The following is a 24583-nucleotide window of genomic DNA, read 5'->3' as shown; positions in this document are numbered from 1 at the left end:
TTCCCGCGGATACTGGAGTCATGAGCATGTATCCCGAAGCATCCGAACCCGTGACGACGAAACTGACGCGCGTGGACGGCACGCCGATCCGTGTGCTCGCGGTCGACGACGAGGCGAGCCTGACCGATCTGATCAAGATGGCGTTGCGCTATGAGGGGTGGGATGTCCAGACCGCTGCCACCGGCCACGAGGCTCTGGCGAAGGCTCGTGAGTTCCGGCCCGATGTGATCGTGCTCGACATCATGCTCCCCGATCTCGACGGGATGAGCGTGCTGCACCGCCTGCGCGCCGATGGTGACGACGTTCCTGTTCTCTTCCTGACGGCTAAGGATGCTCTCGACGACCGCATCGCAGGCTTGACCGCCGGCGGCGATGACTACGTGACCAAGCCGTTCAGCCTCGAAGAAGTCGTCGCGCGCCTGCGCAGCTTGATCAGGCGTGCCACGCAATCGGCGACGGCCTCCGATTCCATCATCACCGTCGGCGATCTTGTGATCGACGAAGACAGCTATGAGGTCACGCGCGGGGGAGACCCCATTGAATTGACCGCGACGGAATTCGAGCTGCTGCGCTACCTCATGCGCAATCCGCGACGGGTTCTCAGCAAGCCGCAGATTCTCGACCGCGTGTGGAGCTACGAGTTCGGCGGCAAGGCGAGCGTCGTTGAGCTCTATATTTCATACCTTCGGAAGAAGATTGATGCCGGCCGTGAGCCGATGATCCACACCGTCAGGGGAGCCGGATACATGCTGAAGGCCGTGTGACGTGGGCCGCCATCAGCAGCGACCGCTGCGGCGCAGCCTCGTGCTCGCGACCGTTGCGTTCATCACGCTCTCGGCGCTGGTGATCGGGCTCGTCAGCGTTTTCAGCCTGCAGTCCATTCTGCTGAACCGCATAGACAGACAGCTTGTCGAGGCGGGCGCGCGGGCGGCAGCATCCGTCGGTCAGCACGCGCCGGACTCCACGGATGGCCCGGACTTCATCGGCTCACTTGGGCAGTCCATCGGCACCCTCGGTGCCGTGAGCGTCGACGGAACCGTCGTCGCCGGCGCCTATCTCGACCGGAACCTCAATAGCCCCTATCTCGACAACCAGCAGCTCGCCGCCCTGCAGGCCGGCGACATCGGCACACACCCTACGAGCATCTCGCTCGGCACGTCGCTCGGCAATTACCGCGTCGTCGCTGTGCCGCTTGACCAGCACGTCGCCATCATTGTCGGGCTGCCGCTGGCTGACATCGAAGCGACGATCTCGGAGCTCATCCTCGTGGTCGCCATCGTCGCGCTGGGCGCACTCGTGCTTTCGGGTGCGGGAGCGTACGGGCTCGTGCGGTTGACGCTTCGCCCTCTTGAGCGGGTGACTGCTGCCGCGACGACGGTGTCGACGATGACGCTCGACAGGGGAGACGTCGCGCTCGCCGTCAGGGTCCCGGACGACGATACCGACCCCCACACGGAGGTCGGTCGGGTCGGCCTGGCGATCAACCGCATGCTCGAGCACGTGTCGAACGCGCTGCAGGCCAGGCAGAGCAGCGAAGACAAGGTGCGCCGGTTTGTGTCTGACGCCAGCCACGAGCTCCGGACGCCGCTCGCATCGATCCGCGGATATGCGGAGCTGACGCGAATGAGCGGCGAGACGATCCCCGACGACACCTCGTACGCGCTGGGGCGCATCGAATCTGAATCCCGGCGCATGACGGATATTGTCGAGGATCTTCTGCTTCTCGCGCGGCTCGACGAGGGGCGACAGCTCGATGACGCAGCCGTCGAGCTGTCCGGGCTCGTCGAAGATGCCGTCTCGGATGCCCGTGCCGCAGCCGGTGATCACGAGTGGCGCGTCGTTGTGCCCGAGCATCCGGTCACGGTTCGCGGTGATCAGGGGCGGCTCTTCCAGGTGATCGTGAACCTGCTCGCAAACGCGCGCGTGCACACTCCGGCCGGAACGACGGTCGTGACGGAGCTGTCGGATGCTGGTGCGGAACACGCGGTCATCACTGTCACCGACGATGGCCCGGGTATTGACCCGGACGCCATCGACACGGTCTTCGAGCGCTTTGTGCGCGGGGATTCGTCACGAGCCCGCACCACGGGCAGCACCGGCCTCGGCCTCGCGATCGTTCAGGGAGTCATCGCTGCCCACGGGGGCGAGTCGAGTGTGACGAGCGAGCCGGGGGAGACGATCTTCCGGATCAGCCTGCCGCTGGCCCGGTAGTCTTCACGGGAGGCGGCGGTTCGCTGCTTGACACCGTGCGGAACCACTGCTTCACTCAATTGATTGAGTGGAATTGATATTTCACTATCTGAAATAGTGCGACGAATTGCGGACAGAGGGGTCAGCACAATGGGTCGATCACGCTCACAGACGACGGATGCTGGCGCACGGCCAGAAGACCAGAAGCTCAAGGCGTGGCCAACGCTTGCCTATGGCATCCAGCACGTCCTCACGATGTACGGGGGAATCATCGCCCCGCCGCTCGTCGTCGGCCAGGCGGCCGGGTTGTCAACAGCCGAGGTCGGACTGCTCATCACCTGCTGTCTGTTCATCGGCGGGCTCGCCACGCTGCTCCAGACGCTCGGCGTGCCGTTCTTCGGATCACAGCTTCCGCTCGTTCAGGGCGTCTCGTTCTCGGGTGTGGCCACGATGACGGCCATTCTTGACGGGGGAGGCGGCCTTCCACGTGTCTTCGGCGCGGTGATCGCCTCGTCAGTCATTGGGCTGCTCGTCGCCCCGTTCTTCGCGATGATCGTGAAGTTCTTCCCGCCCGTCGTTACGGGTGTCGTCATCACGGCCATCGGGCTCTCGCTGCTCCCCGTCGCCGGCGGCTGGGCGATGGGGGCCGACGCCGAGGCGCCCGACTACGGCTCTGTGGCGAACATCGGCATGGCCGCGCTCTCGCTCGCCCTCATCGTCGTTCTGTCGAAGTTCGGCACCCCGGCAATCTCGCGGCTGTCGATTCTGCTCTCGCTCGTGCTGTCGACGATCATCGCCGCGCTGCTCGGCATGGCCGACTTCTCCGCTGTGCTGGACGGCCCCATCTTCGCGGTGCCGACACCGTTCGCCTTTGGACTCCCGACGTTCGACATCGCGGCGATCATCTCGATGCTCATCGTGATCCTTGTCACCTTCACCGAGACGACGGCGGATATCCTTGCCGTCGGCGAGGTCGTGAAGACGAAGGTGACACAGAAGCGCATCGCTGCCGGCCTTCGCGCCGACATGATCTCCAGCGCCGTGTCCCCGATCTTCAACTCCTTCACCCAGAGCGCGTTCGCTCAGAACGTCGGTCTCGTGGCAATCACGAAGGTGTCGAGCCGATTTGTCGTCGCCACCGGTGGTGTCGTGCTCGTCGTCCTCGGCGTTCTGCCTGTTCTGGGGCGCGTTGTTGCGGCGATCCCCACACCGGTGCTCGGCGGAGTCGGAATCGCCCTGTTCGGCACCGTGGCGGCCAGTGGTATCAACACGCTGTCGAAGGTGGATTACCGCAACAACCTCAATCTCATCATCGTGGGGCTTGCACTGTCGTTCGGCATGCTGCCTCTTGTTCAGCCGACGATCTACGCGCAGTTCCCCAGCTGGTTCCAGGTCATCTTCCAGTCAGGAATCAGCTCGGCCACGGTCATGGCACTGCTGCTGAATATCGTGTTCAACCACATCGGGCGCCGGTCGACGAGCGAGGGCAGCGTCTTTGCCTCGGCGCCCGCGCGTGCCGTACCCGCAGAGCTCGTCCGCGCGCTCGAGGACGGCGACCATGTCGAGGGCGGAAAGCTTCTCGACACGCAGGGTGTCGAGATCCCGACACTGACCGCGGACGGCGACGCAACGGAGCGCTGATGGGCTCTCTCCAACCGAGGTCAACCGCCGATGTAGGACATCTCGATCTTGCGCCGTGAGCCCGGTGTCAGGCTCGCACGGCGTTCGGAATAGTTGTCGGCTCGATTCGCCCAGATCCCGCCGAGAGCTCCGTCGAGCTCGGCATCGGTGCACCCGGAACGCAGCAACGCTCGAAGGTCGTAGCCGGCATCGGCGAACAGACAGGTGAAGAGCTGCCCCTCCGTAGAGATGCGTGCGCGCGTGCAGGTTGAGCAGAACGCCTGCGTGACCGAGGCGATCACACCGATCTCGCCCGAACCGTCGCTGTAACGCCAGCGCGACGCCGTCTCACCTGTCGCCGTCGACTCCAGTGGTTCGAGCGGCATCTCTGCCGAGATGCGCGAAATGATCTCGTCCGCCGACACGACGTCGTCGAGCCGCCATCCGTTCGTCGACCCGACGTCCATGTACTCGATGAAACGAAGCACGTAGGGCGTGGTGGCGAAGTAGCGCGCCATGGGGACGACATCCTTGTCGTTGAGCCCCTTCTTGACGACCATGTTCACCTTGATGGGTCCGAGTCCGGCCTGGTGGGCGGCCTCGAGGCCGTCGAGCACCCGGGCGAGGGGGAACTTCACGTCGTTCATAGCCTGGAAGGTCCGCTCGTCGAGGGAGTCGATCGAGACGGTCACCCGGTCGAGCCCCGCCGCCTTGAGTGCGTCAGCCTTGACGGCGAGAGCGGAGCCGTTTGTCGTGAGCGCGATGTCGAGTGGGGCACCCTCCGGCGTCCGGATCTCGGCGAGCATCGCGATGAGCTCTTCGATCCCTCGTCTCAGCAGCGGCTCACCACCGGTGAGGCGAATCTTCCGCACCCCGCCGCGCGCTGCCGCCTGTGCGATGCGCGTGATCTCCTCGAACGTGAGCAGCTCCTCGCGCTCGAGGAAGGCGTAATCGCGCCCGAAGATCTCTTTCGGCATGCAGTAGACGCAGCGGAAATTGCATCGGTCGGTCACCGAGATGCGCAGGTCACGCAGACTCCGACCGCGGCGATCGGCGTCGAAAGGTGCTCCCGGTGCGCGTGGTCGGCGAAGCGCCGGCATTGGCAGCGAGAGCGGGGTGGAGCGGGCGCCAGACGATGTCGTCTCACGCGCAGGGTCTGTGGCCACGATCACCTCCGGGTAGCTCTCTCACCGTAACACTGCGGACGGGTATAGTTTCCACTATTCAAAATTAAGATTTCAAAAATCTGGACAGATGGTTTTCTTCCTGTTAGATTCAATCTCGCCCGCAACACGCTCGTCGATGATGATTACCGTGACAAATGCGATTCAACACAATTCACTGTTACCCGGTCGATGTTGAGCCGTTTTCACGCCCCGTGTCGTCCGGATTCCCTATCAGGAAGGTGACGGACGACGATGACCGTTCAAACCACGACGCGCAGCGACGAGAAGTATCTCGCGCGTGCCATCGACATTGCCACGCAGAACGTGAAGGAGCAGGGCGGCCCATTCGGCGCTCTGATCGTCACAGCAGATGGCCAGGAGTTCGCCGGAGTCAACCGGGTCACCGCGAACCTCGACCCGACAGCGCACGCTGAAGTCTCCGCGATCAGGGCGGCCTGCACCGGAGTGGGAAGCTTCGACCTCAGCGGTGCCGTTCTCTACACCAGCTGCGAACCGTGCCCCATGTGCCTCGCCTCATCGTTGTGGGCACGCCTCGACCGCATCGTGTTCGCAGCGAACCGCGACGACGCGGCACGCGCCGGCTTTGACGACGCTGCGTTCTACCGCTTCTTTGATGAGCCTCAGGTGCGCGACAGCATGCTCCCGGTCGCGGCGGTTCCGCTTGACGATCAGACGAGGACAGCTCCGTTCATCGAATGGGGCATCACGGCGAACCGCATCGAATATTGAGGAGGCCGTCATGACACAGACACGTTCTGAGACACGCGCACACGACGGCGACAGCGGCGAGCCCGGTTCGCGTTCGCTCCTCGATCGGTTCTTCAAGATTACCGAGCGGGGCTCGACGATACCCCGTGAGATACGAGGCGGCATCGTCACCTTCGTGACGATGGCCTACATCGTCATTCTCAACCCGCTGATCCTCGGTGGATATTCGGCGGATGCTGCGGCCACAGACGTCGCGGGAGGGTGGCTGCCCGCCGCTCAAGTCGGCGCGGTCACCGGCCTCACCGCCGGCGTCATCACGCTGCTGTTCGGCGTCGTCGCGAACCTGCCCTTCGGGCTTGCGGCCGGGCTCGGGATCAACTCGTTCCTCGCTGTGTCCGTGATCCACGATGTGACGTGGCCCGAGGCCATGGGGCTTGTGATCCTCAACGGCATCATCATTGTCGTCCTCGGGGCGACGGGAGCCCGCACAGCGATTTTTCGGGCCATCCCGAAAGAGCTCAAGGCGGCGATCACCGTCGGCATCGGATTGTTCATCGCGTTCATCGGCTTCGTTGACTCCGGCTTCGTCACGGCGGCGGAGGGAACTCCCGTGCAGCTCGGCGTCGGCGGCAGCATTGCCACACTGCCGACGGCGATCTTCGTCATTGCACTGCTGCTGATCGGCATCCTCGTCGCGCGCAAGGTGCCGGGCGGCATCCTGATCGGCATGGCTGTCTCGACAGTGCTCGCCATCATCGCGCAGGCGATCTGGAAACTGGAGCCTGGAGCGCCGGGCAGCTGGCACCTCAACGTGCCCGCGCTGCCGTCGACTGTCGTCTCGGTTCCCGACTTCTCTCTCGTCGGCAACTTCGATCTGTTCGGCTCGTTCGAGCGCATCGGTGCGCTCGCGGCCACCATGCTGGTGTTCACCCTCGTGTTCACGAACTTCTTTGACGCGATGGGGTCGATGACGGGACTGGCGAAGCAGGCTGGCCTCGCGCATAAGGACGGAACGTTCCCGCGCCTGCGTGCCGCATTCATCATCGAGGGTGCCGGAGCGATCGCCGGCGGCGCGACGTCGGGGTCGTCGAACACCGTGTTCGTCGACTCGGCATCCGGCATCGGCGAGGGGGCGCGCACCGGATTCGCCAGCGCGATCACGGGTGTGCTGTTCCTGGCATCCATGTTTCTCACACCGCTGACCGGCGTTGTGCCCATGGAAGTCGGGTCCGCCGCGCTCGTCGTCGTCGGGGCCATGATGATGGCGCAGATCACGGCGATCAAATTCACGAAGTTCTCGGTGGCGCTTCCCGCGTTCCTCACGATCGTGACGATGCCGCTGACGTACTCGATCGCCAACGGCATCGGGATCGGCTTCATCAGCTGGGCCGTCATCAACGTGGCCGCAGGCCGAGCGCGTAAGGTGCACTGGCTGCTGTGGCTCGTCGCTGCTGGGTTCGTGCTCTACTTCGTGCGCGGCCCGATCACGGCACTGCTTGGAGGCTAGTTCTCGAACCGGCTCAGAAGACCGGCTGCGACGCTCACGGCGATCGCAGCCGGTTCTTTTGCGCGGATGCTGTCGATGCCGATGGGCGTCTGGATGCGCTCGATCTCGTCGGCCGTGTGCCCAGCCTCGGTGAGCTTCTTGCGAAACCGAGCCCACTTGGCGCTTGAGCCGATGAGGCCGATCGAGGCGAGCCCCTCAGTGCGCAGTGCCAGGTCGCACAGCGCGAGGTCCTCGGCATGATCGTGCGTCATGATCAGCACGTGCGTGCCCTCGGGGAGCAGCCGCAGCACAGACTCTGGAACAGCCGCGTGGTGCACGTCGATCGTGGCGGTGCCGCCGTCGATCCCGGTGAGACCGTCGGCGGCGACAGCATCCTCTCGTGAATCGACGAGCGTGAGATGCAGGTCATGGCGTGCCAGGATGCGCGCGAGCTCGTGCCCGACGTGGCCCATGCCGAAGATGGCGACCGACGGCGACTGCCGCAGGGGTTCCAAAAGCATCGTGACCTCCCCTCCGCAACATTGCACGCCGTACTCCGCCGGTGCCTTATCGCTCAGGTTCAGCGTGATCAGCTCGGGTGACGCGGCACCAGACTCCAGCATCGCACGCGCACGGTCGGTGGCCGTGGCCTCAAGGTTGCCGCCGCCGATCGTGCCCCAGGTGTCGGATGCCGAGACGACCATCTTGGCGCCACCGTCACGCGGGGTATGCCCGCGCACGCTCGCGAGAGTCACGAGCACGTGACTCTCGCGGCGGTCGCGCAGAGCCTGAACGGCTCTGAGCCAGTCCATCATGCCCTCGCGAGGCTCGGCTCAGAGGCATCGGGGCGGGCATCGTCAGCGAGCGCGGCGGCACGCTGGAGCGCCCAGAACACGTTCTCCGGCGTGGCGGGCGAGGCCAGCTCGCACATCGTTCCGGCTGGGCCGAACGCGGCAGCCGCCTGGCGCAGCGCCTCGCGAGCGCTGAACGCGAGCATGAGCGGTGGTTCGCCAACGGCCTTCGACCCGTAGACCACGCCGTCCTCGTGCGCGCGGTCATAGAGCGTGACGTTGAACTCCTCGGGCATCTCCGAGAAGCTCGGCAGCTTGTACGTGCTCGCCGCCTGGGTGAGCAGGCGGCCGCGCCCCGGGCCGTCCGAGGAATCCCAACGCAGATCCTCGAGCGTCAGCCAGCCCATGCCCTGCACGAACCCGCCCTCAACCTGACCGATGTCAATGATGGGCGAGAGTGAGTCGCCCACGTCGTGAACGATATCGACCCGGCGAATGCGGTACGCACCCGTGAACCCGTCGACCTCGACCTCGGTGGCGGCCGCTCCGTACGCGAAGTACTTGAACGGCGAGCCGAACCAGGCCTCGGCGTCCCAGTGCAGCCCTTCGGTGCGATAGTACCCGGATGCTGACAGCTGGACCCGCTGCAGGTAGGCCTCCTGCGCCACGTCGTCGAACGTGACCGTGTCGTGCTGGCCGAGCGCCGTGACCTTCCCCTGCGAGAAGCGCACGTCGCTCGGGTTGGCGCGCAGCATGGTGGCAGCGACGCCAGCCATGCGGTCGCGAATCTGCTCGCACGCGTTTTTGACAGCGCCGCCGTTGAGGTCGGCACCGGTGCTCGCGGCTGTCGCCGACGTGTTCGGCACCTTGTCTGTGCGCGTCGGGGCGAGGCGCACGGCGGAGCGCGGCACGCCGAGCGCCGTCGCCGCGACCTGGATCATCTTGGTGTGCAGCCCCTGGCCCATCTCGGTGCCGCCATGGTTGATCAGCACAGAGCCGTCCTTGTACACAAGCACAAGGGCGCCGGCCTGATTGAACGCGGCAACGTTGAACGAGATGCCGAACTTGATCGGGGTGACGGCCAGCGCGCGCTTCGTGTGGGGATGCGTCGCATTGAACGCGGCTATTTCGGCGCTGCGCTCGCCGAAGCTCGCGTTCTCGAGCACCTGGTCCCAGATCTCGTGCATCCGCTCCGGGTGCCGCACGGGCTGACCATAGGGGGTCGCCTGACCGGCAACATAGAAGTTGCGTCGGCGCAGCTCGGCCGGGTCGATGCCGAGTTCGGGGGCACAGCGACCCATGATGTCCTCAATCACGAAGACTCCCTGAGGGCCGCCGAATCCGCGGAACGCCGTCTGCGACGTCTTGTTCGTCTTCGAGATGCGCCCGAGCGCCTCGATGTCGGGAATCCAGTACGCATTGTCGAGATGGCACAGGGCGCGCCCGAGCACGGCCTCGGAGAGGTCGAGGCTCCAGCCGCCGTCTGCGGTGAGCGTTGCCTTGAGCGCGAGGATCTTCCCGTCGTCATCGAAGCCCGCCGTCCAGCTGACGTGAAAGCCGTGGCGTTTGCCGGTGATCGTGATGTCCTGCGTGCGGTTGAGCCGGAGGCGAACGGGCCGCCCCGTGAGGGTCGTGCCGATCGCCGCGATTGCGGCGAGTCCGTGTGGCTGCATCTCCTTGCCGCCGAAGCCGCCGCCCATGCGGATGCACTGCACCGCTACCTCGTTGTTCGAGAGGCCGAGCACATGCGCCACGATCTCCTGCGTCTCAGACGGATGCTGCGTGCCAGCCTGAACGTAGAGCGTGCCGCCCTCGTCGTAGTAGGCGAGCGACGCCATGGTCTCGAGGTAGAAGTGCTCTTGGCCGCTGAACTCCGTGACGCCCTCGAACACCCGCGGAGCCGCCGCGAGAGCAGCATCCGCGTCGCCGCGGCGGGTGAGCCGCTGCGGGCCCTGGAACGACTCGGCCTCGATTGCCTCGCGCACCGTGATGAGCGAGGGGAGCGGTTCGTACTCGACGTCGACGGCGGCGGCGCCCAGTCGAGCCGCCTCGGGCGTCTCGCCGAGCACCCAGCACACGGCGTGACCGTAGTACATGACCTCGGTCGGGAAGAGCGGTTCATCGCCCTTGACGCCCGCATCGTTGATGCCCGGGACGTCGTCTGCCGTCAGCACGCGGACGACACCTGGAACCGCGAGCGCACCCTCAACATTCATACTGATGACGCGAGCGTGGGCGTGCGGTGCCTGGACAGGCCACGCGGTGAGGGCGTCGCTGCGCGTCGCGATGTCGTCTGTGTACAGAGCGGCTCCCGTGACATGACCGACAGCGCTCTCGTGGGGTTCGCGGACCCCGACGACGGGATTCTCTGGGCGTTCCGACAGGGCGCTCATGCTCCCACCTCCTCGTGCTCCGCGGCCTGGGCAAAGAATTTGAGCACCGCCTGCGAGAGCATGATGCTGCGGTACTCGCTGCTCGCACGGTGGTCGCTCATGGGTGTTCCTTCACCGGCGAGGGATGCTGCGGCAGCCTGCGCCGTCTGGGCCGTCCATGGCTTGCCGACGAGCAGATCTTCGGTGCGCAGCCCACGTATCGGCGTTGCGGCAACGCCTCCGAGTCCGATCCGGGCCCGGGTGATGATGCCGTTCTCTGTGTCGACGGCGAATGCCACGGCGACGCTGGAGATGTCGTCGAAGCGGCGCTTCGCGATCTTGTGAAATGCGGTCTCCGTCGCGAGGGGGAGGGGAATGCGGATGGCGCGGATCAGCTCGTCACCGGCGCGCACCGTCTGTCGGTAGCCGGTGAAGTACTCGGAGAGGGGAACGATGCGTTCACCTCGCGCCGAGGCCAGGACCACGCTCGCGTCGAGCGCGAGAAGTGCGGGCGGGGCATCGCCGATGGGGGAGCCCGTGCCGATGTTGCCGCCGATGGTTGCCCGGTTGCGGATGAGCCGCGAGGCGAACTGCGGGAACAGCTGAGCAAGCAGCGGAACGCGACCGCCCAGGTAGCGTTCGGCCTCGGAAAGCGTGACGGCGGCGCCGATCTCGATGACCGAGTCGTCCATCGTCAGGCCCCGTAGCTCCGGGAGGCTGTCGATCGCGACGACGAGCGGCACGCGGCGTCCCTTGATGTTCACGTCGACGCCCCAGTCGGTCGAGCCGGCCACGATCACGGCGTCGGGATCATCAGCGATCATCGCTAGGGCATCGGCGAGGGATGCTGGTCGCACGAAGCGTCCGTCATCGGCGGCGTAGTCCGTTGCGGCGGGCTCGGGCGGTGCGCTGTCGCGCCGGGCGGCCAGCGCGTCGTCTGCGGCAGGCTGTCCCAGGTCGTATGCGGCGTCACGGATGGGGCGATACCCCGTGCACCGGCACAGGTTGCCGCTCAGCGCGTGCAGGTCGAAGCCGTTCTCACCGTGCTCGCCGTCCTCGGGATGCTCGCAGGGGGTGCGGTCGCCGCGGTAGTACTCGGCGGCCATGCTGCAGGCGAAGCCCGGCGTGCAGTAGCCGCACTGGGAGCCGCCGGCCTCGGCGAGCTTTTCTTGAACCGGGTGGAGCGCGTCATCCGAGGCGAGACCCTCCGACGTCACGACCTCGCCGCCGTCAAGAGCCGCGGCGGGAATCAAGCAGGAGTTGACGCTTGTCCATCTGCTGCCGCCTGTGCCGTCTGGCTGCGCCACCATGACGGCGCACGCACCGCACTCACCTTCAGCGCAGCCCTCTTTGCTGCCGGTCAGCCGGTTGGCACGCAGCCAATCCAGCGCGTTCTCATGAGCGCGGATCCCGCAGAGCGAGCGCTTCTGCCCGTTGACGGTCACATCCATGTGTCAGGCTCCTTGTCGATCCGAGGTGGCGTTCGCCTCGAACCGCCGTACCTCGTCATACGGTGGGAATACGCGCCGATTGGCGCCGCCCTGCGCCGTCAACGACGGCGTGCTGAGATTCTACCCTGCCCGAGTGGCAACGTCCAATAATTCGGAAATCCCTTTTCGCATCGCGGATATTACCTTGAGGTGTCGGAATCGCGTGCTCGGCGTTTGAATCCGAACCACCCGCGACTGTCTTCCTGTGGAAGGTAGAAGTCGGCATCCACGCCGTTCCAGATGGGCTCGGCGCCGTCGGTGCCTGGTTCAGGGCGTGCGTCGTCGTCTGCTGTCGTCATGGCATCTCCCTTGAAATTCCATATGGCAAAATCTAACTCTTGCAATATGGAAAGAATAGGAATTCGCGGACGGTGCGTCAAGGGTGCGGCCCCGTGGATTTGTCATTGCTGTCTCGGTCGCGTAATCTTTGTCGTACCGAAGACCGTTGGTCTGTGGTGCGCAGAAGTGCGCACGCACGAAGGTTCTCGTTTCGAGAACGGCCCGCGCAGGTGGAATCGAAGTTTTCGCAGTTCTCTGCATCAGCTCCGCGCCTCCTGTGCCGGAGCTTTTTTCATGAACGCAGCCACCACGGTGTCAGGGCGCGTCGCTTCCGCGACGCGCGTACGCATACATAAGGAGTGGCCATGGCGAACAAGGAAGCCGCGGTTGCCGAGCTCACTGAGAAGTTTCAGGGCTCGACTGCCGTTCTGCTGACCGAGTATCGCGGCCTCACTGTGGGGCAGCTCAAGGAGCTGCGCAAGTCCATCAGTGCGGACGCAACCTACGCCGTGGTGAAGAACACGCTGACCAAGATCGCTGCGAACAACGCGGGCCTGTCATCGCTCAACGATGACCTGACCGGACCGTCCGCTATCGCGTTCGTGCACGGTGACCCTGTTGCCGTCGCCAAGGGTCTGCGTGCCTTTGCCAAGGCGAACCCTTCTCTGGTGATCAAGGGTGGTTACTTCGACGGTAACCCTCTGACCGCCGAAGAGGTAGGCAAGCTCGCCGACCTCGAGTCCCGCGAAGTCATGCTGGCGAAGCTCGCCGGTGCCTTCAAGGCCTCGCTGTTCGGAGCCGCATATCTGTTCAACGCACCGCTGTCGAAGGCCGTTCGCACGGTCGACGCGCTGCGCGAAAAGCAGGAGTCCGCTGCGTAAGGCGTATGCCTACTACAGCGGTGAGTAACGAAAAACAAGGAGAAAACAATGGCAAAGCTGTCAACTGAGGAGCTCATCGAGGGCTTCAAGGAGCTCTCGCTCATCGAGCTCAACGAGTTCGTCAAGGCATTCGAGGAGACCTTCGAGGTCACCGCTGCTGCTCCCGTCGCCGTTGCTGGTGCGGCTCCGGCCGCCGGTGGCGCCGCTGCCGAGGAAGAGGCAGAGGAGCAGACCGAATTCGACGTCATTCTTGAGGCCGCTGGCGACAAGAAGATCCAGGTCATCAAGGTCGTCCGCGAGCTCACCTCGCTCGGCCTCGGCGACGCCAAGGGTCTCGTCGATGGTGCACCCAAGCCCGTTGTCGAGGGTGCCAACAAGGAGACCGCTGACAAGGCGAAGGCTGCTCTCGAAGAGGCCGGCGCCACTGTCACACTCAAGTAATCACGTCCCTGCCGGGACAATCGTGATTCCAGAAGGCTCTGCTCCCCGTGGGAGCAGAGCCTTCTGTGGTTAACGTTGGTTTGATCTATAGATAGGCTATATAGATAATGGCAGATATGATCGACGGCTCGCGCTCCGAAGGCGACAGCGGGCCGGAAGAACTCATCGGTGAACTCGTCGTATCGGCGCACCGGCTCACTCGGCTTGCCGCGCAGGCTCTTGTGGACCCGCAGAACCCCGCTGTGTGGCGCACTGTTTCGGCGCTCCGATCTCTGGGGCCGACACGGCTCGGTGAACTTGCACGGCAGTCTCGTGTGACGCAGCCGACGATGACGAAGATCGTCCAGCACTTGGTTGAGCTGGGATGGGCGAGCCGGGTTGTCGATCCGGACGATGCGCGAGCGCAGGTGCTCGACGTGACGGAAAGCGGTGTCGCTGCGCTCGATGAGTGGCGCCGTGCCCTCGCGCGTTCCCTCGCCCCGTATTTTGCCGATCTCAGCGCGGAGGACGTACGCGTGATCACTCGCACGCTCGAGATCGTGAATGACCGGACATCAGTTGGTGGTGTCACTTCAACAAGTTAAAGGAGATCCTCTCTCGTGAAAGCAGCCTCTGACGGTGGTATGCGTGACATCCTGAAGCAGCCGAAGTCCGTATGGGCAGTGGCATTCGCTGCAGTCATCGCGTTCATGGGCATCGGCCTCGTCGACCCGATTCTTCCGAGCATTGCCGAAGACCTTCAGGCCACACCGACAGAGACGGAAATGCTCTTCACGAGCTACCTCGCCGTCACCGGCCTCGCCATGTTCTTCACGAGCTGGCTGTCGAGCAGGCTCGGGGCTAAGCGCACTCTCATGTTCGGGCTGGTGCTGATCGTCGCCTTCGCCCTCTTTGCCGCGCTTTCGAACGACGTGGAGGCTGTCATCGGGTTCCGCGCCGGCTGGGGGCTGGGAAACGCACTCTTCATCTCGACGGCTCTCGCGACGATCGTCGGTGCTGCCGCCGGGGGATCAAGCGCAGCAATTATTCTCTACGAGGCCGCGCTTGGCCTCGGCATCGCCATCGGGCCGCTGCTCGGCGGCCTGCTTGGTCACATCAGCTGGCGCGGACCGTTCTTCGGCACTGCCGTGCTCATGGCCCTCGGGTTCATCGCCATTGTCACTCTGCTGAAGACGGACTCCAGCGCCAACGCGCGCGTTGACCCGATTCCCCTGTCAGCGCCATTCCGCGCACTGGGACGGCCGGCACTCGGACTACTCGCGATCGCTGCACTGTTTTACAACATGGCGTTCTTCGTTTTGCTCGCCTACTCGCCGTTCCCCCTCGGGCTTCCCGCTATGGGCCTCGGCTTCACGTTCTTTGGCTGGGGGGTCGGCCTCGCGATCACGAGCGTCTTCCTCGCTCCGTTCCTGACGGCACGTCTGCATCGCACGACCGTCCTGCGCATCGCGCTCGCTCTACTGGCGCTGACGCTCGTCGCCGCTGGGATTTTCATCGACAGCATCCCCGGCCTGATCGGCTGCATCGTCTTCGGCGGCCTCGTGCTCGGCGTCCTCAACACCGTGCTCACGGAATCGGTCATGGAGGCCACGGACCTGCCGCGATCCGTCGCCTCGTCAGCCTACTCGGGTGTGCGCTTCGTGGGTGGGGCTATCGCCCCGACGGCTGCGACGATGCTCGCCGATGGTTTCGGTGCTCCCGTTCCGTATTACGTTGCCGCGGGTGCCGCGTTCATCTCGTTCCTCGTCGTGCTCGGTGGCCATCGCGTGCTGCGACGGGTGAACACGTCGATCGAGAGCGAGCTTGAAGAGGCCACAGCGATCGCGGCGGGTGACGCCTCCTGACGGTGATCAGCGCGTCGGTGCCGCGCTCGTCGAGTTGCGCACCCTGAGCCGTGTCTGGTGAAAGACGACGCCCGCGGCCGGCTCGACCCCGCGGTCGATCGCGGACAGGAGCGTGTCGACGATCTGGCTGCCCTGATCGCGAGGTGACTGCTCGAACGTCGTGAGGGCGAACATCGGCGCGCACTCGTGGCCGTCGATGCCGATCACGCTCAGCTGGCCCGGAACATCGATGCCGAGCCTTCGCGCGGCGATGATTGCCCCGATCGCGATCTCGTCGCAGGCGGCGAAGACCGCGGTCGGGCGATTGCGTGCATCAGTGAGTACGTCGACGGCTGCCTCGTAGCCGCCGGGGATGCTCATATCGGCGTCGAGGATCCGCGGGTGCGGGAGCCCGGCAGCATCCATCGCCTGGTCGTATCCGAGACGTCGCTTGCGTGGAACCGAGAAATCGGTGCGCGGGCCGGAGTCCCCTCCGATATGGACGATGTCGGTATGTCCGAGCTCCACTAGGTGTTCCGTTGCCAGGCGCGCGACGCCCACGTCGTCGATGGCGATGGAGGCGATCCCCGGAATATGGCCGCCGATGCCAACGAGGGGGCGACCCAGCCCGCGCAGATGACGCACGTCGGATTCGGCCGGCTCGACGGCGACGGCGATGACGCCGTCAAAGCGCTGGCGGGCAAGAAAATAGTCGAAGACGTCGTCGCTCCGCTCGCTGGGGTGCACGTTGTACAGCGTCATGTCGTAGCCATGCGTACGCAGCTCGGACTCGATTCCCTCGAGGACCTCGCCGAAGAACCAGCGTGAGATGAAGGGAATCATGACGCCGACGGACTTCGTGCGACCCGTGACGAGACTCGCTGCCGTGTTCGACGCCACATAGCCGAGCTTCGCGGCGGCAGCCGAGACCTTCTGCCGTGTCGCCTCCGAGACGTACCCGCCGCCCGAGAGCGCTCTGCTCGCCGTCGATTTGGAGACGCCGGCGAGTTTGGCAACATCAGCGAGAGCGCTCATGGTGTCCTCCGTCGGCTTCTATGGAACACGGTGCGAACATCCGGTGTCACCGGGATTCTCGCCCGAGGCGACAGTACCGCAGATTGGATCGTTCTGGAACCGATTCCCGAAACGCAACGGGCAGTGAGAGCGCTCCCATTTGGGATGAGAGGGAAACCAAGGGGATATCCATTTGTGATCTTGATGGCTTGTGCGTCTGATGAGAGCCAAGTAGGTTATGAACTGGAACCGGTTCCTGACGGTTTCTCGGGTAACACCACCCGCCCTGCATCACTCGACGAGGAGGATAACGATGAGGTTCACACAGCGCGGCAGACGCGTTCTCATCCCATTAGCATTTGCCGGAGTCGCCGGCCTGGCGCTCACGGGGTGCACGGGCGACATCGCGGCCCAAGACAAAGAGGACGTCGATTGCGCACCGTACGAGGAGTACGGCACATTCGAGAACGAGTCGGTGTCGATCGCGGGCACCATCGTTGACACCGAGGCCGACCTCATGACGAAGACCTGGCAGGACTTCGCTGCCTGCACGGGCATTGAGGTCAACTATCAGGGCTCGCAGGAGTTCGAGACTCAGATCGCCGTACAGGCGAAGGCCGGAAACGCTCCCGATATCGGCATCGTTCCGCAGCCTGGGCTCTTCAACACGCTCGCCGAGGGCGGCTACCTCAAACCGGCATCGCAGGCTGTGGAAGACCACGTTGACGAGTTCTGGTCGGAAGACTGGAAGACCTACGGCACCTACGACGGCGAGTTCTACGCCGCCCCGCTCATGGCGAGTGTCAAGGGTTACATCTGGTATTCGCCGAGTGAGTTCGAGGAAAAGGGATACGAGATCCCGACCACGCTCGACGAGCTCAAGGAACTCAGCGAGACCATCGCCGCCGAAGGTGACCACAAGCCCTGGTGTGCCGGCATGGAATCCGGCGAGGCGAGCGGCTGGCCGGGGACGGACTGGATCGAAGACTTCGTCATCCGCCAGGCCGGACCGGACGTGTACGACCAGTGGGTTGAACACGAGATCCCGTTCAACGACCCGGCAATCGTCAAGGCCTTCGACTCCGCAGGCGAGTACCTGAAGAACCCTGACATGGTCAACGGCGGACTCGGCGATGTCTCGACGATCATCTCGACGGCATTCGGTGACGCGGGACTCCCGATCCTTGACGGCGAATGCTCCCTGCACCACCAGGCATCGTTCTATGAGGGCTTCTGGCCCGAGGGAACGAAGGTCGCCGCTGACGGTGATGTGTATGCGTTCCTGATGCCGCCGACATCCGCAGACGCGGGTCAGGCCGTGACCGGCGGCGGAGAGCTCGTCGTCGCGTTCACCGAGAGCGACGCCGTTGAAGCGGTTCGCGCTTACCTGTCGAGCGACACGTGGGCGAACAAGCGCGTCTCGCTCGGCGGTGTGATCAGCGCGAACTCGGGTCTCGACCCGGAGAACGCGGGAAGCGACATCTTGAAGGACAGCGTCGAGATTCTGCAGAACCCGGACACCGTGTTCCGCTTCGACGGCTCTGACCTCATGCCGAGCGCCGTGGGCGCCTCGTCGTTCTGGACGGGCATCATCGAGTGGCTGAACGGCAAGAGCTCGGAGGATGTCACGGACACCATCGAGTCCAGCTGGCCCAGCAGCTGAACGCCCTGAGTGTAGGTGAGGCGCCAGCTGGCGCCTCACCTACACTCACTCTCGCTTCACGGAAAGGCGTCTCACCATGACGACTGCTGATCTCATCGGAAAGATCATTCAGCTGGTCGGCGGCCTGGCGATCTTCGCGGCGGTGATCGGGATTCTCCTGCTCCTCCTCGGGCGCGCGCCCAGACGGGGAAAGACCGTCTGGCAGATCCTCGGTTTTCTTGCCCCCGCGATGATCCTCCTCACCGTCGGCCTCATCTATCCGGCGATTCGCACGACGCTCCTGTCATTCACGAATCGCAATGGTGAGTGGAACGGCGTGGACAACTTCATTTGGATGTTCACCCAGCCGACGATTCTCCAGACCCTGCTCAACACGGTGCTCTGGGTCATTCTTGTCCCCACCATCTCAACGGCGGTCGGCCTCGCCTACGCCGTGTTCATTGATAAGTCTCGGGGCGAGAAGGTCTACAAGGCGCTCGTGTTCATGCCGATGGCGATTTCGTTCGTCGGAGCGAGCGTCATCTGGAAGTTCGTGTACGACTACCGTGCAGGCGACCGGGATCAGATCGGTTTGCTCAATCAGATCGTCGTGTGGTTCGGTGGCGACCCCGTGCAATGGTTGCAGTCGAGCCCGATTAACACATTCCTGCTCATCATTGTGATGATCTGGATTCAGACCGGATTCGCCATGGTCGTGCTCTCGGCAGCGATCAAAGCGATCCCCGCCGACCAGCTTGAGGCGGCAGAACTTGACGGCACGAATGCGTGGCAGCGATTCCGGAACGTCACGCTTCCCGGCATCCGGGGCTCTCTCGTCGTCGTCGTCACGACGATCACGATCGCGACGCTCAAGGTGTTCGACATCGTGCGCACGATGACGGCCGGTAACTTCGGGTCGAGCGTCGTCGCCAATGAGATGTACACCCAGGCCTTCCGTGCGAACGAGCCCGGGCGCGGGTCGGCACTCGCGCTCGTGCTGTTCATCATGGTGCTCCCGATCGTCGTCTACAACGTGAGGGTGCTTCGGCAGCAGAGGGAGATCCGATGAGCACGACACCAACGACCGCCGCGGTGACGACGCCCGGCAAGGCAGGCAAGGACGGCTTCGACCAGGGGCCGAGCAAGCGGGTCAGGCGCCGCCTGACCTCGCGCACAGCATCAGCGTTCGCGCTGATCATCGCCGTCATCTGGACGATCCCGACGTTCGGGCTCTTCGTCTCGTCATTCCGCCCCGCCGAGCTGCTTCAGTCGACAGGCTGGTGGACGATCTTCCAGAACCCGGGCTTCACGCTCGACAACTACCAGGAGGTGCTGCTCTCAGCATCCGCCTCATCACCGCAGCTCGGCGCGTACTTCGTTAATTCGCTCGCAATCGCGATTCCGGGGACGATCTTCCCGATCATCCTGGGCGCCATGGCGGCGTATGTCTTCGCGTGGATTCGCTTCCGCGGGTCGAACTGGCTGTTCATCTTCGTGTTCGCGCTGCAGATCGTTCCGCTGCAGATGGCCCTGTTGCCCCTGCTGCAGCTGACCGTTCAGCTGCTCAAGCCGATTCAGGGTGTGATTCACGACATCATCCCGATGATTCCGGAGCAGAGCTACCTCTCCATCTGGGTGGCGCACACGATCTTCGGGCTTCCGCTCGTGATCTTCCTGCTGCACAACTTCATCTCCGAGATTCCCGGCGATGTGATCGAGGCGGCACGAGTGGACGGCGCGAACCACGCGCAGATCTTCTTCCGGATCGTGATTCCGCTGGCGATGCCGGCGCTCGCCTCGGTGGCGATCTTCCAGTTCCTCTGGGTCTGGAACGACCTGCTCGTTGCCCTGATCTTCTCGGGAGGAACGCAAGATGTTGCGCCACTGACGCAGAGGCTGGCAGAGCTCACCGGAACGCGCGGTCAGGACTGGCAGAGGCTGACAGCATCCGCTTTCGTCTCGCTCATCGTGCCGCTTATCGTGTTCTTCAGCCTGCAGCGGTACTTCGTACGTGGTCTGCTCGCCGGGTCGACGAAGGGCTGACCGGCGCGTTCGCCGAAAGCGTCGCGTTCGCGCCCACACTCATGCCCTCATCTGCATAAGGTGAGGGCATGAGCATGCGCGGCGGTCGACCTGTGGGCGGCGCCGCGCGTGCAGACGCCAACGCGTTGAAGAGGGAGAACGCGAGCGCACCGCAGATTCCGCATCTTTTCCGCCGCATTATGGCGCTGTTCCGGCCGCATAAGCTCGCGGTCTCGCTCACCGTCGCCGTCGTGCTCGTCACCGCGGCGATCTCGGTGATTCCGCCGCTGCTCGTCGAGGACGCCTTCGACGTGGGGCTCTTTCCGCCATCCGGGTCACCGAACCTCGACGCTCTGGGCGTCATCGTCGCGGCGATGATCGGCCTCTATGTGCTGTCTGCCGGGCTCGGGGTCGGGCAGGCGTACCTGACGGCCTCCGTGGGCAACAGTGTGATGGGCGAGCTGCGCGTGACGCTGTTTGAGCGGCTGCAGGCGATGGAGCTGAGCTTCTTCACTCGCACGAAGACCGGGGTGATCCAATCGCGCCTGCAGAACGACGTCGGCGGCGTCGCAAACGCACTGACGAACACGGTCTCGAGCGTGCTCGGCAATACAGTGAACGTCATCGCCGCGTTCGTCGCGATGGTGCTGATCAGCTGGCAGCTCACCGTCGTCGCCCTGATCCTGATGCCCATCCTCGTCTTCGTACAGCGACGCGTCGGCCAGGTCCGGGCGCGCATTGCCGGGCAGGCACAGGAATCGCTGTCCGACATGACAGCGATCACGCAAGAGACCCTCAGCGTCTCGGGGATTCTGCTGTCGAAGACCTTCAACAGGCAGCGCTCCGAGATCGACCGCTACAGCGACGCGAACCGCACGCAGATCCGTCTGCAGGTGCGGCAGGCGATGAGCGGTCAGGGATTCTTCGCCCTCGTCAATATCTTCATGTCGTCGATTCCCGCCATCGTGTATCTGTGCGCCGGGTTCCTCATCACCGGCGGAATCGGTGACATCACGGCGGGCGCGATCGTCGCGTTCACGACCGTGCAGTCCCGCCTGCTCTTTCCGCTCACGAGCCTCATGCGCGTCGCCCTCGACCTGCAGACCTCCGGCGCTCTGTTTGCGCGCATCTTCGAATACCTCGACCTCGCACCCGCGATCACCGAGAGCCCGGACGCCGTGGATGTCGCCGATGCTCCGGGCCCAATCGGCAGTGTGCGCTTCGAGAACGTGAGCTTTCGCTACCCGGATGCTCCCGAGAAGTCACGGCCCACGCTCGATTCTGTCTCGTTCGCCATCGAACCGGGCGAGTTCGCGGCGTTCGTCGGCCCGTCCGGAGCGGGCAAGACGACGATCTCGTATCTGGTTGCCCGGCTCTACGATGCCTCAAGCGGAACAGTGCGATTCGCGGGGCACGATGTGCGGGAGCTCACACAGGGGTCGATCATCGACAACATCGGCATCGTGAGTCAAGAGACCTATCTGTTTCACGCGTCGATCGCCGAGAACCTGCGCTACGCGAAGCCGGAGGCGACGGATGCTGAGCTTGAAGTCGCCGCGCGAGCGGCGAACATCCACGACACGATCGCGGCGTTCCCCGAAGGGTACGACACAACGGTGGGGGAACGCGGCTACCGGCTCTCCGGCGGTGAGAAGCAGCGCCTCGCGATCGCCCGCGTGATGCTCAAGGATCCGCCCGTTATGCTGCTCGACGAGGCGACCAGCGCGCTCGACTCGCTCTCGGAACGCGTTGTGCAGCGGGCACTCGACGCCGCATCGCAGGGGCGCACGACGATCGCCATCGCCCACCGGCTGTCGACGATCGTTGGCGCTGACCGCATCCTGGTCATCGACGGCGGACGCATCGCCGAACAGGGCACACACGACGAACTCGTACAGGCCGACGGCGTGTACGCGCGAATGTACCGCGAGCAGTCGGGCGGGCACGGTGTGTCACAGCATCCGTCATAGTCATCCATGCCCAGGGCGCGCGTATTAGGCTCGAAGCGACGCCAGAAGCGACACGACCTTGAAACGGATACACTCACGTGAAGTACGCCTCATCCATCACTGATCTCATCGGTGACACCCCTCTCGTCAAGCTCAACAGGGTGACAGAGGGCATTGCCGCAACCGTGCTCGTGAAGCTGGAGTACCTCAACCCGGGCGGCTCCTCGAAGGACCGCATCGCCGAGCGCATCATCGATGCGGCCGAAGAGGCGGGCGACCTGAAGCCGGGCGGCACCATCGTCGAGCCGACGTCGGGAAACACCGGGGTCGGGCTCGCGCTTATCGCGCAGCAGCGCGGCTACCGCTGCGTGTTCGTGCTGCCGGACAAGGTGGGGGAGGACAAGCGCAACGTCCTCACAGCTTACGGGGCAGAGATCGTCGTCACGCCGACATCGGTGGCGCCGGACGACCCCGACTCGTATTACTCGGTCTCCGACCGGCTCGCGCGTGAGATTCCCGGCGCCTTCAAGCCCAATCAGTACTTCAACCAGAACGGGCCGCGCAGTCACTACGAAACCACCGGCCCTGAGATCTGGCGCGATACCGATGGTGCCGTCACGCACTTCGTCGCGGGCGTCGGCACCGGCGGAACCATCACGGGGACCGGACGGTACCTGCGTGAGGTTTCGGACGGTGCCGTGCGCATCATCGGATCGGATCCACACGGCTCCGTGTACTCGGGTGGTTCCGGGCGACCATACCTCGTCGAGGGAGTCGGTGAGGACTTCTGGCCGGGCGCGTACGACCCGAGCGTCGTCGATGAGGTCATCGCGGTGAGCGATGCCGAGTCGTTCGCCATGACCCGGCGCCTCGCCCGCGAGGAGGGGCTGCTGGTGGGCGGCTCGAGCGGCATGGCCGTCGTCAGCGCTCTCAAGGCGGCGCAGGACCTGCCCGCGGATGCTGTGGTCGTCGTGCTTCTGCCCGATGGTGGCCGCGGCTACCTCGGCAAGATCTTCAACGACGACTGGATGCGCTCATACGGGTTCCTCGACGACCCCGAGGAACGCACGATCTCGGATGTCGTCACAGGCAAGACCGGCGAACTGCCGGCGCTCGTGCACGTGCACCCGACAGACACGGTGCGCGACGCCATTCAGATCATGACCGAATATGGCGTCTCGCAGCTGCCGGTTCTCACGGCTGAGCCGCCCGTTGTGATGGGAGAGGTTGCGGGCTCGATCAACGAAAGCGATCTGCTCGAGCGCGTGTTCTCGGGCGACACCGCGATGAACGATGCCGTGTCGTCGGTGATCGGCGACCCCCTTCCCCTCGTCGGAACCGGAGCGACTGTCGCGGCGGCACGTGCCGAGCTGACAGCATCCGATGCTCTTCTCGTCACCCACGAGGGCAACCCGGTGGCCGTGCTCACGCGCCAGGACCTCCTCACCTTCTTCAGCAGCTGATCGATACCGGATGCTGCCGCACGAGGCAGCGCATGAAAGGACCTCATGTCGACACACCCTGGCTTTTCCACTCGCGCCGTTCACGCCGGACAGGCGCCGGATCGAACAACGGGAGCGGTGATCCCGCCGATCCACCTGACGTCGACGCACCTGCAGGACGGCATCGGCAACCTGCGCGAGGGCTACGAGTACGGTCGTGCGGGCAATCCGACGCGGGCCGCGCTCGAGCAGCAGCTCGCCGCGCTTGAGGGGGCCGCGCACGGAATCTCGTTCTCGTCCGGTCTGGCTGCTGAAGACGCGTTGCTGCGCGGCATCCTGAAGCCGGGCGATCACATCGTCATCGGCAACGATGTGTACGGCGGAACATACCGGCTCATCGCGAAGATCTTCGACGCGTGGGGCGTCACACACTCCGTCGTCGACCTGGGCAACCTGCGCGAGGTGCAGGGTGCGCTGCGCGCCGAGACGAAGGTGCTCTGGGTCGAGACGCCGTCGAACCCGCTCATGAAAGTGACAGACATCGCCGAGCTGGCTGAAGTGGGGCATGCCGCCGGAGTGACCGTCGTCGTGGACAACACGTTTGCGACTCCGGCGCTGCAGCAGCCGCTCGCGCTCGGTGCCGACGTCGTTGTGCACTCGACGACGAAGTACCTCGGCGGGCATTCCGACGTGATCGGCGGTGCCATCGTTCTGAACGACGACGCGCTGTACGAGACTGTGCGATTCCAACACTTCGCGGCGGGTGCGGTGTCGAGTCCGTTCGATGCCTACCTGACCTCGCGCGGCATCAAGACGCTGGACGTCCGCATGGAGCGCCACTCGGCAAACGCGCAGAAAATCGCCGAGTTCCTCGAGGGACGCGCGGGCGTGGAGCGTGTCTACTACCCGGGCCTCGAGTCGCACCCGGGGCACGCGCTGGCGGCGCAGCAGATGTCGCGATTCGGCGGGATGCTGTCTGTCGCGCTCTCCGGAGGAGAGAAGGCGGCGCGGCGCTTCGCCGAGCGACTGAGCGTCTTCACGCTCGCCGAGTCGCTGGGCGGAGTCGAGTCGCTCGTCAACTATCCGAGTGCGATGACGCATGCGTCCGTGGCCGGAACAGATCTTGCCGTGCCCGAGAACGTCGTGCGGCTCTCTGTCGGCATCGAAGACGTCGATGATCTGCTTGCCGACGTTGATGGCGCGCTCGCCCGCACGTCGAAGAAGCGCTGACCCGACCGCTTCCACT

Annotated in this window: 21 protein-coding genes; 15 read left to right on the top strand and 6 right to left on the bottom strand. The window is 64.6% G+C overall.

Translation table 11 applies throughout. The features are described from left to right. Positions 1-20: 20 nt before the first annotated feature. From OK352_RS00360 to OK352_RS00350, 3 genes are all read left to right on the top strand, one after another. The gene (locus tag OK352_RS00360) at positions 21-764 is read left to right on the top strand and encodes a response regulator transcription factor (protein ID WP_306387756.1); all 744 of its coding nucleotides are present in this window, start codon (positions 21-23) and stop codon (positions 762-764) included. A gap of 1 nt (position 765) precedes the next feature. Next, positions 766-2211 (top strand): sensor histidine kinase, encoded by a 1446-nt coding sequence (locus OK352_RS00355; protein WP_265139408.1) that lies wholly within the window; start codon positions 766-768, stop codon positions 2209-2211. A gap of 129 nt (positions 2212-2340) precedes the next feature. Continuing rightward, a complete protein-coding gene (locus tag OK352_RS00350) occupies positions 2341-3831 on the top strand; it encodes a nucleobase:cation symporter-2 family protein (protein ID WP_265139407.1) in 1491 nt (496 codons plus the stop codon). Between the two features lie 20 nt (positions 3832-3851). Here OK352_RS00350 and moaA read toward each other — a convergent pair whose 3' ends face one another. Beyond that, the gene (moaA, locus tag OK352_RS00345) at positions 3852-4910 is read right to left on the bottom strand and encodes a GTP 3',8-cyclase MoaA (protein ID WP_265140233.1); all 1059 of its coding nucleotides are present in this window, start codon (positions 4908-4910) and stop codon (positions 3852-3854) included. 318 nt (positions 4911-5228) lie between these two features. Between moaA and OK352_RS00340 the strand changes: the two genes are divergently transcribed. Further along, complete coding sequence (locus OK352_RS00340) at positions 5229-5726, top strand: nucleoside deaminase (RefSeq protein ID WP_265139406.1); 498 nt, start codon at positions 5229-5231, stop codon at positions 5724-5726. Between the two features lie 10 nt (positions 5727-5736). Then, entirely contained in the window at positions 5737-7212 is a 1476-nt protein-coding gene (locus tag OK352_RS00335) for an NCS2 family permease (RefSeq protein ID WP_265139405.1), read from the top strand. Here OK352_RS00335 and xdhC read toward each other — a convergent pair. The 4 genes from xdhC to OK352_RS00315 form a co-directional block, all read right to left on the bottom strand. Continuing rightward, positions 7209-8006: a xanthine dehydrogenase accessory protein XdhC gene (gene xdhC, locus OK352_RS00330; RefSeq protein ID WP_306387754.1), complete on the bottom strand. Its 798-nt coding sequence runs from the start codon at positions 8004-8006 to the stop codon at positions 7209-7211. The genes OK352_RS00335 and xdhC overlap by 4 nt on opposite strands. Continuing rightward, the gene (xdhB, locus tag OK352_RS00325; protein WP_265139404.1) at positions 8003-10375 is read right to left on the bottom strand and encodes a xanthine dehydrogenase molybdopterin binding subunit; all 2373 of its coding nucleotides are present in this window, start codon (positions 10373-10375) and stop codon (positions 8003-8005) included. The genes xdhC and xdhB overlap by 4 nt, the downstream gene beginning before the upstream one ends. Beyond that, on the bottom strand, positions 10372-11805 hold the full coding sequence (locus OK352_RS00320; protein ID WP_265139403.1) for a xanthine dehydrogenase small subunit: 1434 nt from the start codon (positions 11803-11805) through the stop codon (positions 10372-10374). Before OK352_RS00320 ends, xdhB begins: the two co-directional genes overlap by 4 nt. A 179-nt stretch (positions 11806-11984) precedes the next feature. Then, on the bottom strand, positions 11985-12143 hold the full coding sequence (locus OK352_RS00315) for a hypothetical protein (RefSeq protein WP_265139402.1): 159 nt from the start codon (positions 12141-12143) through the stop codon (positions 11985-11987). Between the two features lie 345 nt (positions 12144-12488). On the opposite strand from OK352_RS00315, the gene rplJ reads away from it, so the two are divergent. The 4 genes from rplJ (at position 12489) to OK352_RS00295 (ending at position 15289) form a co-directional block, all read left to right on the top strand. After that, a complete protein-coding gene (rplJ, locus tag OK352_RS00310; RefSeq protein ID WP_265139401.1) occupies positions 12489-13004 on the top strand; it encodes a 50S ribosomal protein L10 in 516 nt (171 codons plus the stop codon). Between the two features lie 48 nt (positions 13005-13052). After that, positions 13053-13445, top strand: a complete 393-nt coding sequence (rplL, locus tag OK352_RS00305; RefSeq protein ID WP_265139400.1) for a 50S ribosomal protein L7/L12 — start codon at positions 13053-13055, stop codon at positions 13443-13445. A 107-nt stretch (positions 13446-13552) separates the two neighbouring features. Beyond that, positions 13553-14029: a MarR family winged helix-turn-helix transcriptional regulator gene (locus tag OK352_RS00300; protein ID WP_265139399.1), complete on the top strand. Its 477-nt coding sequence runs from the start codon at positions 13553-13555 to the stop codon at positions 14027-14029. Between the two features lie 39 nt (positions 14030-14068). Continuing rightward, the gene (locus OK352_RS00295) at positions 14069-15289 is read left to right on the top strand and encodes an MFS transporter (protein WP_265140231.1); all 1221 of its coding nucleotides are present in this window, start codon (positions 14069-14071) and stop codon (positions 15287-15289) included. Positions 15290-15295: 6 nt separating this feature from the next. Here the strand turns inward: OK352_RS00295 and OK352_RS00290 are convergent, their stop codons facing one another. Further along, on the bottom strand, positions 15296-16303 hold the full coding sequence (locus OK352_RS00290; RefSeq protein ID WP_265139398.1) for a LacI family DNA-binding transcriptional regulator: 1008 nt from the start codon (positions 16301-16303) through the stop codon (positions 15296-15298). 292 nt (positions 16304-16595) lie between these two features. On the opposite strand from OK352_RS00290, the gene OK352_RS00285 reads away from it, so the two are divergent. The 6 genes from OK352_RS00285 to OK352_RS00260 all read left to right on the top strand — a co-directional run bounded on the left by OK352_RS00285 (position 16596) and on the right by OK352_RS00260 (position 24567). Beyond that, positions 16596-17945 (top strand): ABC transporter substrate-binding protein, encoded by a 1350-nt coding sequence (locus OK352_RS00285; protein ID WP_265139397.1) that lies wholly within the window; start codon positions 16596-16598, stop codon positions 17943-17945. Between the two features lie 76 nt (positions 17946-18021). Then, complete coding sequence (locus tag OK352_RS00280) at positions 18022-18993, top strand: carbohydrate ABC transporter permease (protein ID WP_265139396.1); 972 nt, start codon at positions 18022-18024, stop codon at positions 18991-18993. Then, a complete protein-coding gene (locus tag OK352_RS00275) occupies positions 18990-19967 on the top strand; it encodes a carbohydrate ABC transporter permease (protein ID WP_265139395.1) in 978 nt (325 codons plus the stop codon). Before OK352_RS00280 ends, OK352_RS00275 begins: the two co-directional genes overlap by 4 nt. Positions 19968-20035: 68 nt before the next feature. Further along, entirely contained in the window at positions 20036-21916 is a 1881-nt protein-coding gene (locus tag OK352_RS00270) for an ABC transporter ATP-binding protein (protein ID WP_265139394.1), read from the top strand. Between the two features lie 77 nt (positions 21917-21993). Further along, positions 21994-23358 (top strand): cystathionine beta-synthase, encoded by a 1365-nt coding sequence (locus OK352_RS00265; protein ID WP_265139393.1) that lies wholly within the window; start codon positions 21994-21996, stop codon positions 23356-23358. Between the two features lie 45 nt (positions 23359-23403). Beyond that, complete coding sequence (locus OK352_RS00260; RefSeq protein ID WP_265139392.1) at positions 23404-24567, top strand: cystathionine gamma-synthase; 1164 nt, start codon at positions 23404-23406, stop codon at positions 24565-24567. Positions 24568-24583: the final 16 nt, after the last annotated feature.

The organism is Microbacterium sp. MPKO10, from assembly GCF_026107415.2.
In the GTDB taxonomy this organism is placed as follows: domain Bacteria; phylum Actinomycetota; class Actinomycetes; order Actinomycetales; family Microbacteriaceae; genus Paramicrobacterium.
This window is presented reverse-complemented; position numbering and strand designations above follow the sequence as displayed.

What these genes read in the sequence shown, in the direction of transcription:
- OK352_RS00360 (WP_306387756.1), top strand. Translation starts at nt 21, where the DNA reads ATGAGCATGTATCCCGAAGCATCCGAACCCGTGACGACGAAACTGACG.
- OK352_RS00350 (WP_265139407.1), top strand. Translation starts at nt 2,341, where the DNA reads ATGGGTCGATCACGCTCACAGACGACGGATGCTGGCGCACGGCCAGAA.
- moaA (WP_265140233.1), bottom strand. Translation starts at nt 4,910, where the DNA reads ATGCCGGCGCTTCGCCGACCACGCGCACCGGGAGCACCTTTCGACGCC.
- OK352_RS00340 (WP_265139406.1), top strand. Translation starts at nt 5,229, where the DNA reads ATGACCGTTCAAACCACGACGCGCAGCGACGAGAAGTATCTCGCGCGT.
- OK352_RS00335 (WP_265139405.1), top strand. Translation starts at nt 5,737, where the DNA reads ATGACACAGACACGTTCTGAGACACGCGCACACGACGGCGACAGCGGC.
- xdhC (WP_306387754.1), bottom strand. Translation starts at nt 8,006, where the DNA reads ATGATGGACTGGCTCAGAGCCGTTCAGGCTCTGCGCGACCGCCGCGAG.
- xdhB (WP_265139404.1), bottom strand. Translation starts at nt 10,375, where the DNA reads ATGAGCGCCCTGTCGGAACGCCCAGAGAATCCCGTCGTCGGGGTCCGC.
- OK352_RS00320 (WP_265139403.1), bottom strand. Translation starts at nt 11,805, where the DNA reads ATGGATGTGACCGTCAACGGGCAGAAGCGCTCGCTCTGCGGGATCCGC.
- OK352_RS00315 (WP_265139402.1), bottom strand. Translation starts at nt 12,143, where the DNA reads ATGACGACAGCAGACGACGACGCACGCCCTGAACCAGGCACCGACGGC.
- rplJ (WP_265139401.1), top strand. Translation starts at nt 12,489, where the DNA reads ATGGCGAACAAGGAAGCCGCGGTTGCCGAGCTCACTGAGAAGTTTCAG.
- rplL (WP_265139400.1), top strand. Translation starts at nt 13,053, where the DNA reads ATGGCAAAGCTGTCAACTGAGGAGCTCATCGAGGGCTTCAAGGAGCTC.
- OK352_RS00300 (WP_265139399.1), top strand. Translation starts at nt 13,553, where the DNA reads ATGGCAGATATGATCGACGGCTCGCGCTCCGAAGGCGACAGCGGGCCG.
- OK352_RS00295 (WP_265140231.1), top strand. Translation starts at nt 14,069, where the DNA reads ATGCGTGACATCCTGAAGCAGCCGAAGTCCGTATGGGCAGTGGCATTC.
- OK352_RS00290 (WP_265139398.1), bottom strand. Translation starts at nt 16,303, where the DNA reads ATGAGCGCTCTCGCTGATGTTGCCAAACTCGCCGGCGTCTCCAAATCG.
- OK352_RS00285 (WP_265139397.1), top strand. Translation starts at nt 16,596, where the DNA reads ATGAGGTTCACACAGCGCGGCAGACGCGTTCTCATCCCATTAGCATTT.
- OK352_RS00280 (WP_265139396.1), top strand. Translation starts at nt 18,022, where the DNA reads ATGACGACTGCTGATCTCATCGGAAAGATCATTCAGCTGGTCGGCGGC.
- OK352_RS00275 (WP_265139395.1), top strand. Translation starts at nt 18,990, where the DNA reads ATGAGCACGACACCAACGACCGCCGCGGTGACGACGCCCGGCAAGGCA.
- OK352_RS00270 (WP_265139394.1), top strand. Translation starts at nt 20,036, where the DNA reads ATGAGCATGCGCGGCGGTCGACCTGTGGGCGGCGCCGCGCGTGCAGAC.
- OK352_RS00260 (WP_265139392.1), top strand. Translation starts at nt 23,404, where the DNA reads ATGTCGACACACCCTGGCTTTTCCACTCGCGCCGTTCACGCCGGACAG.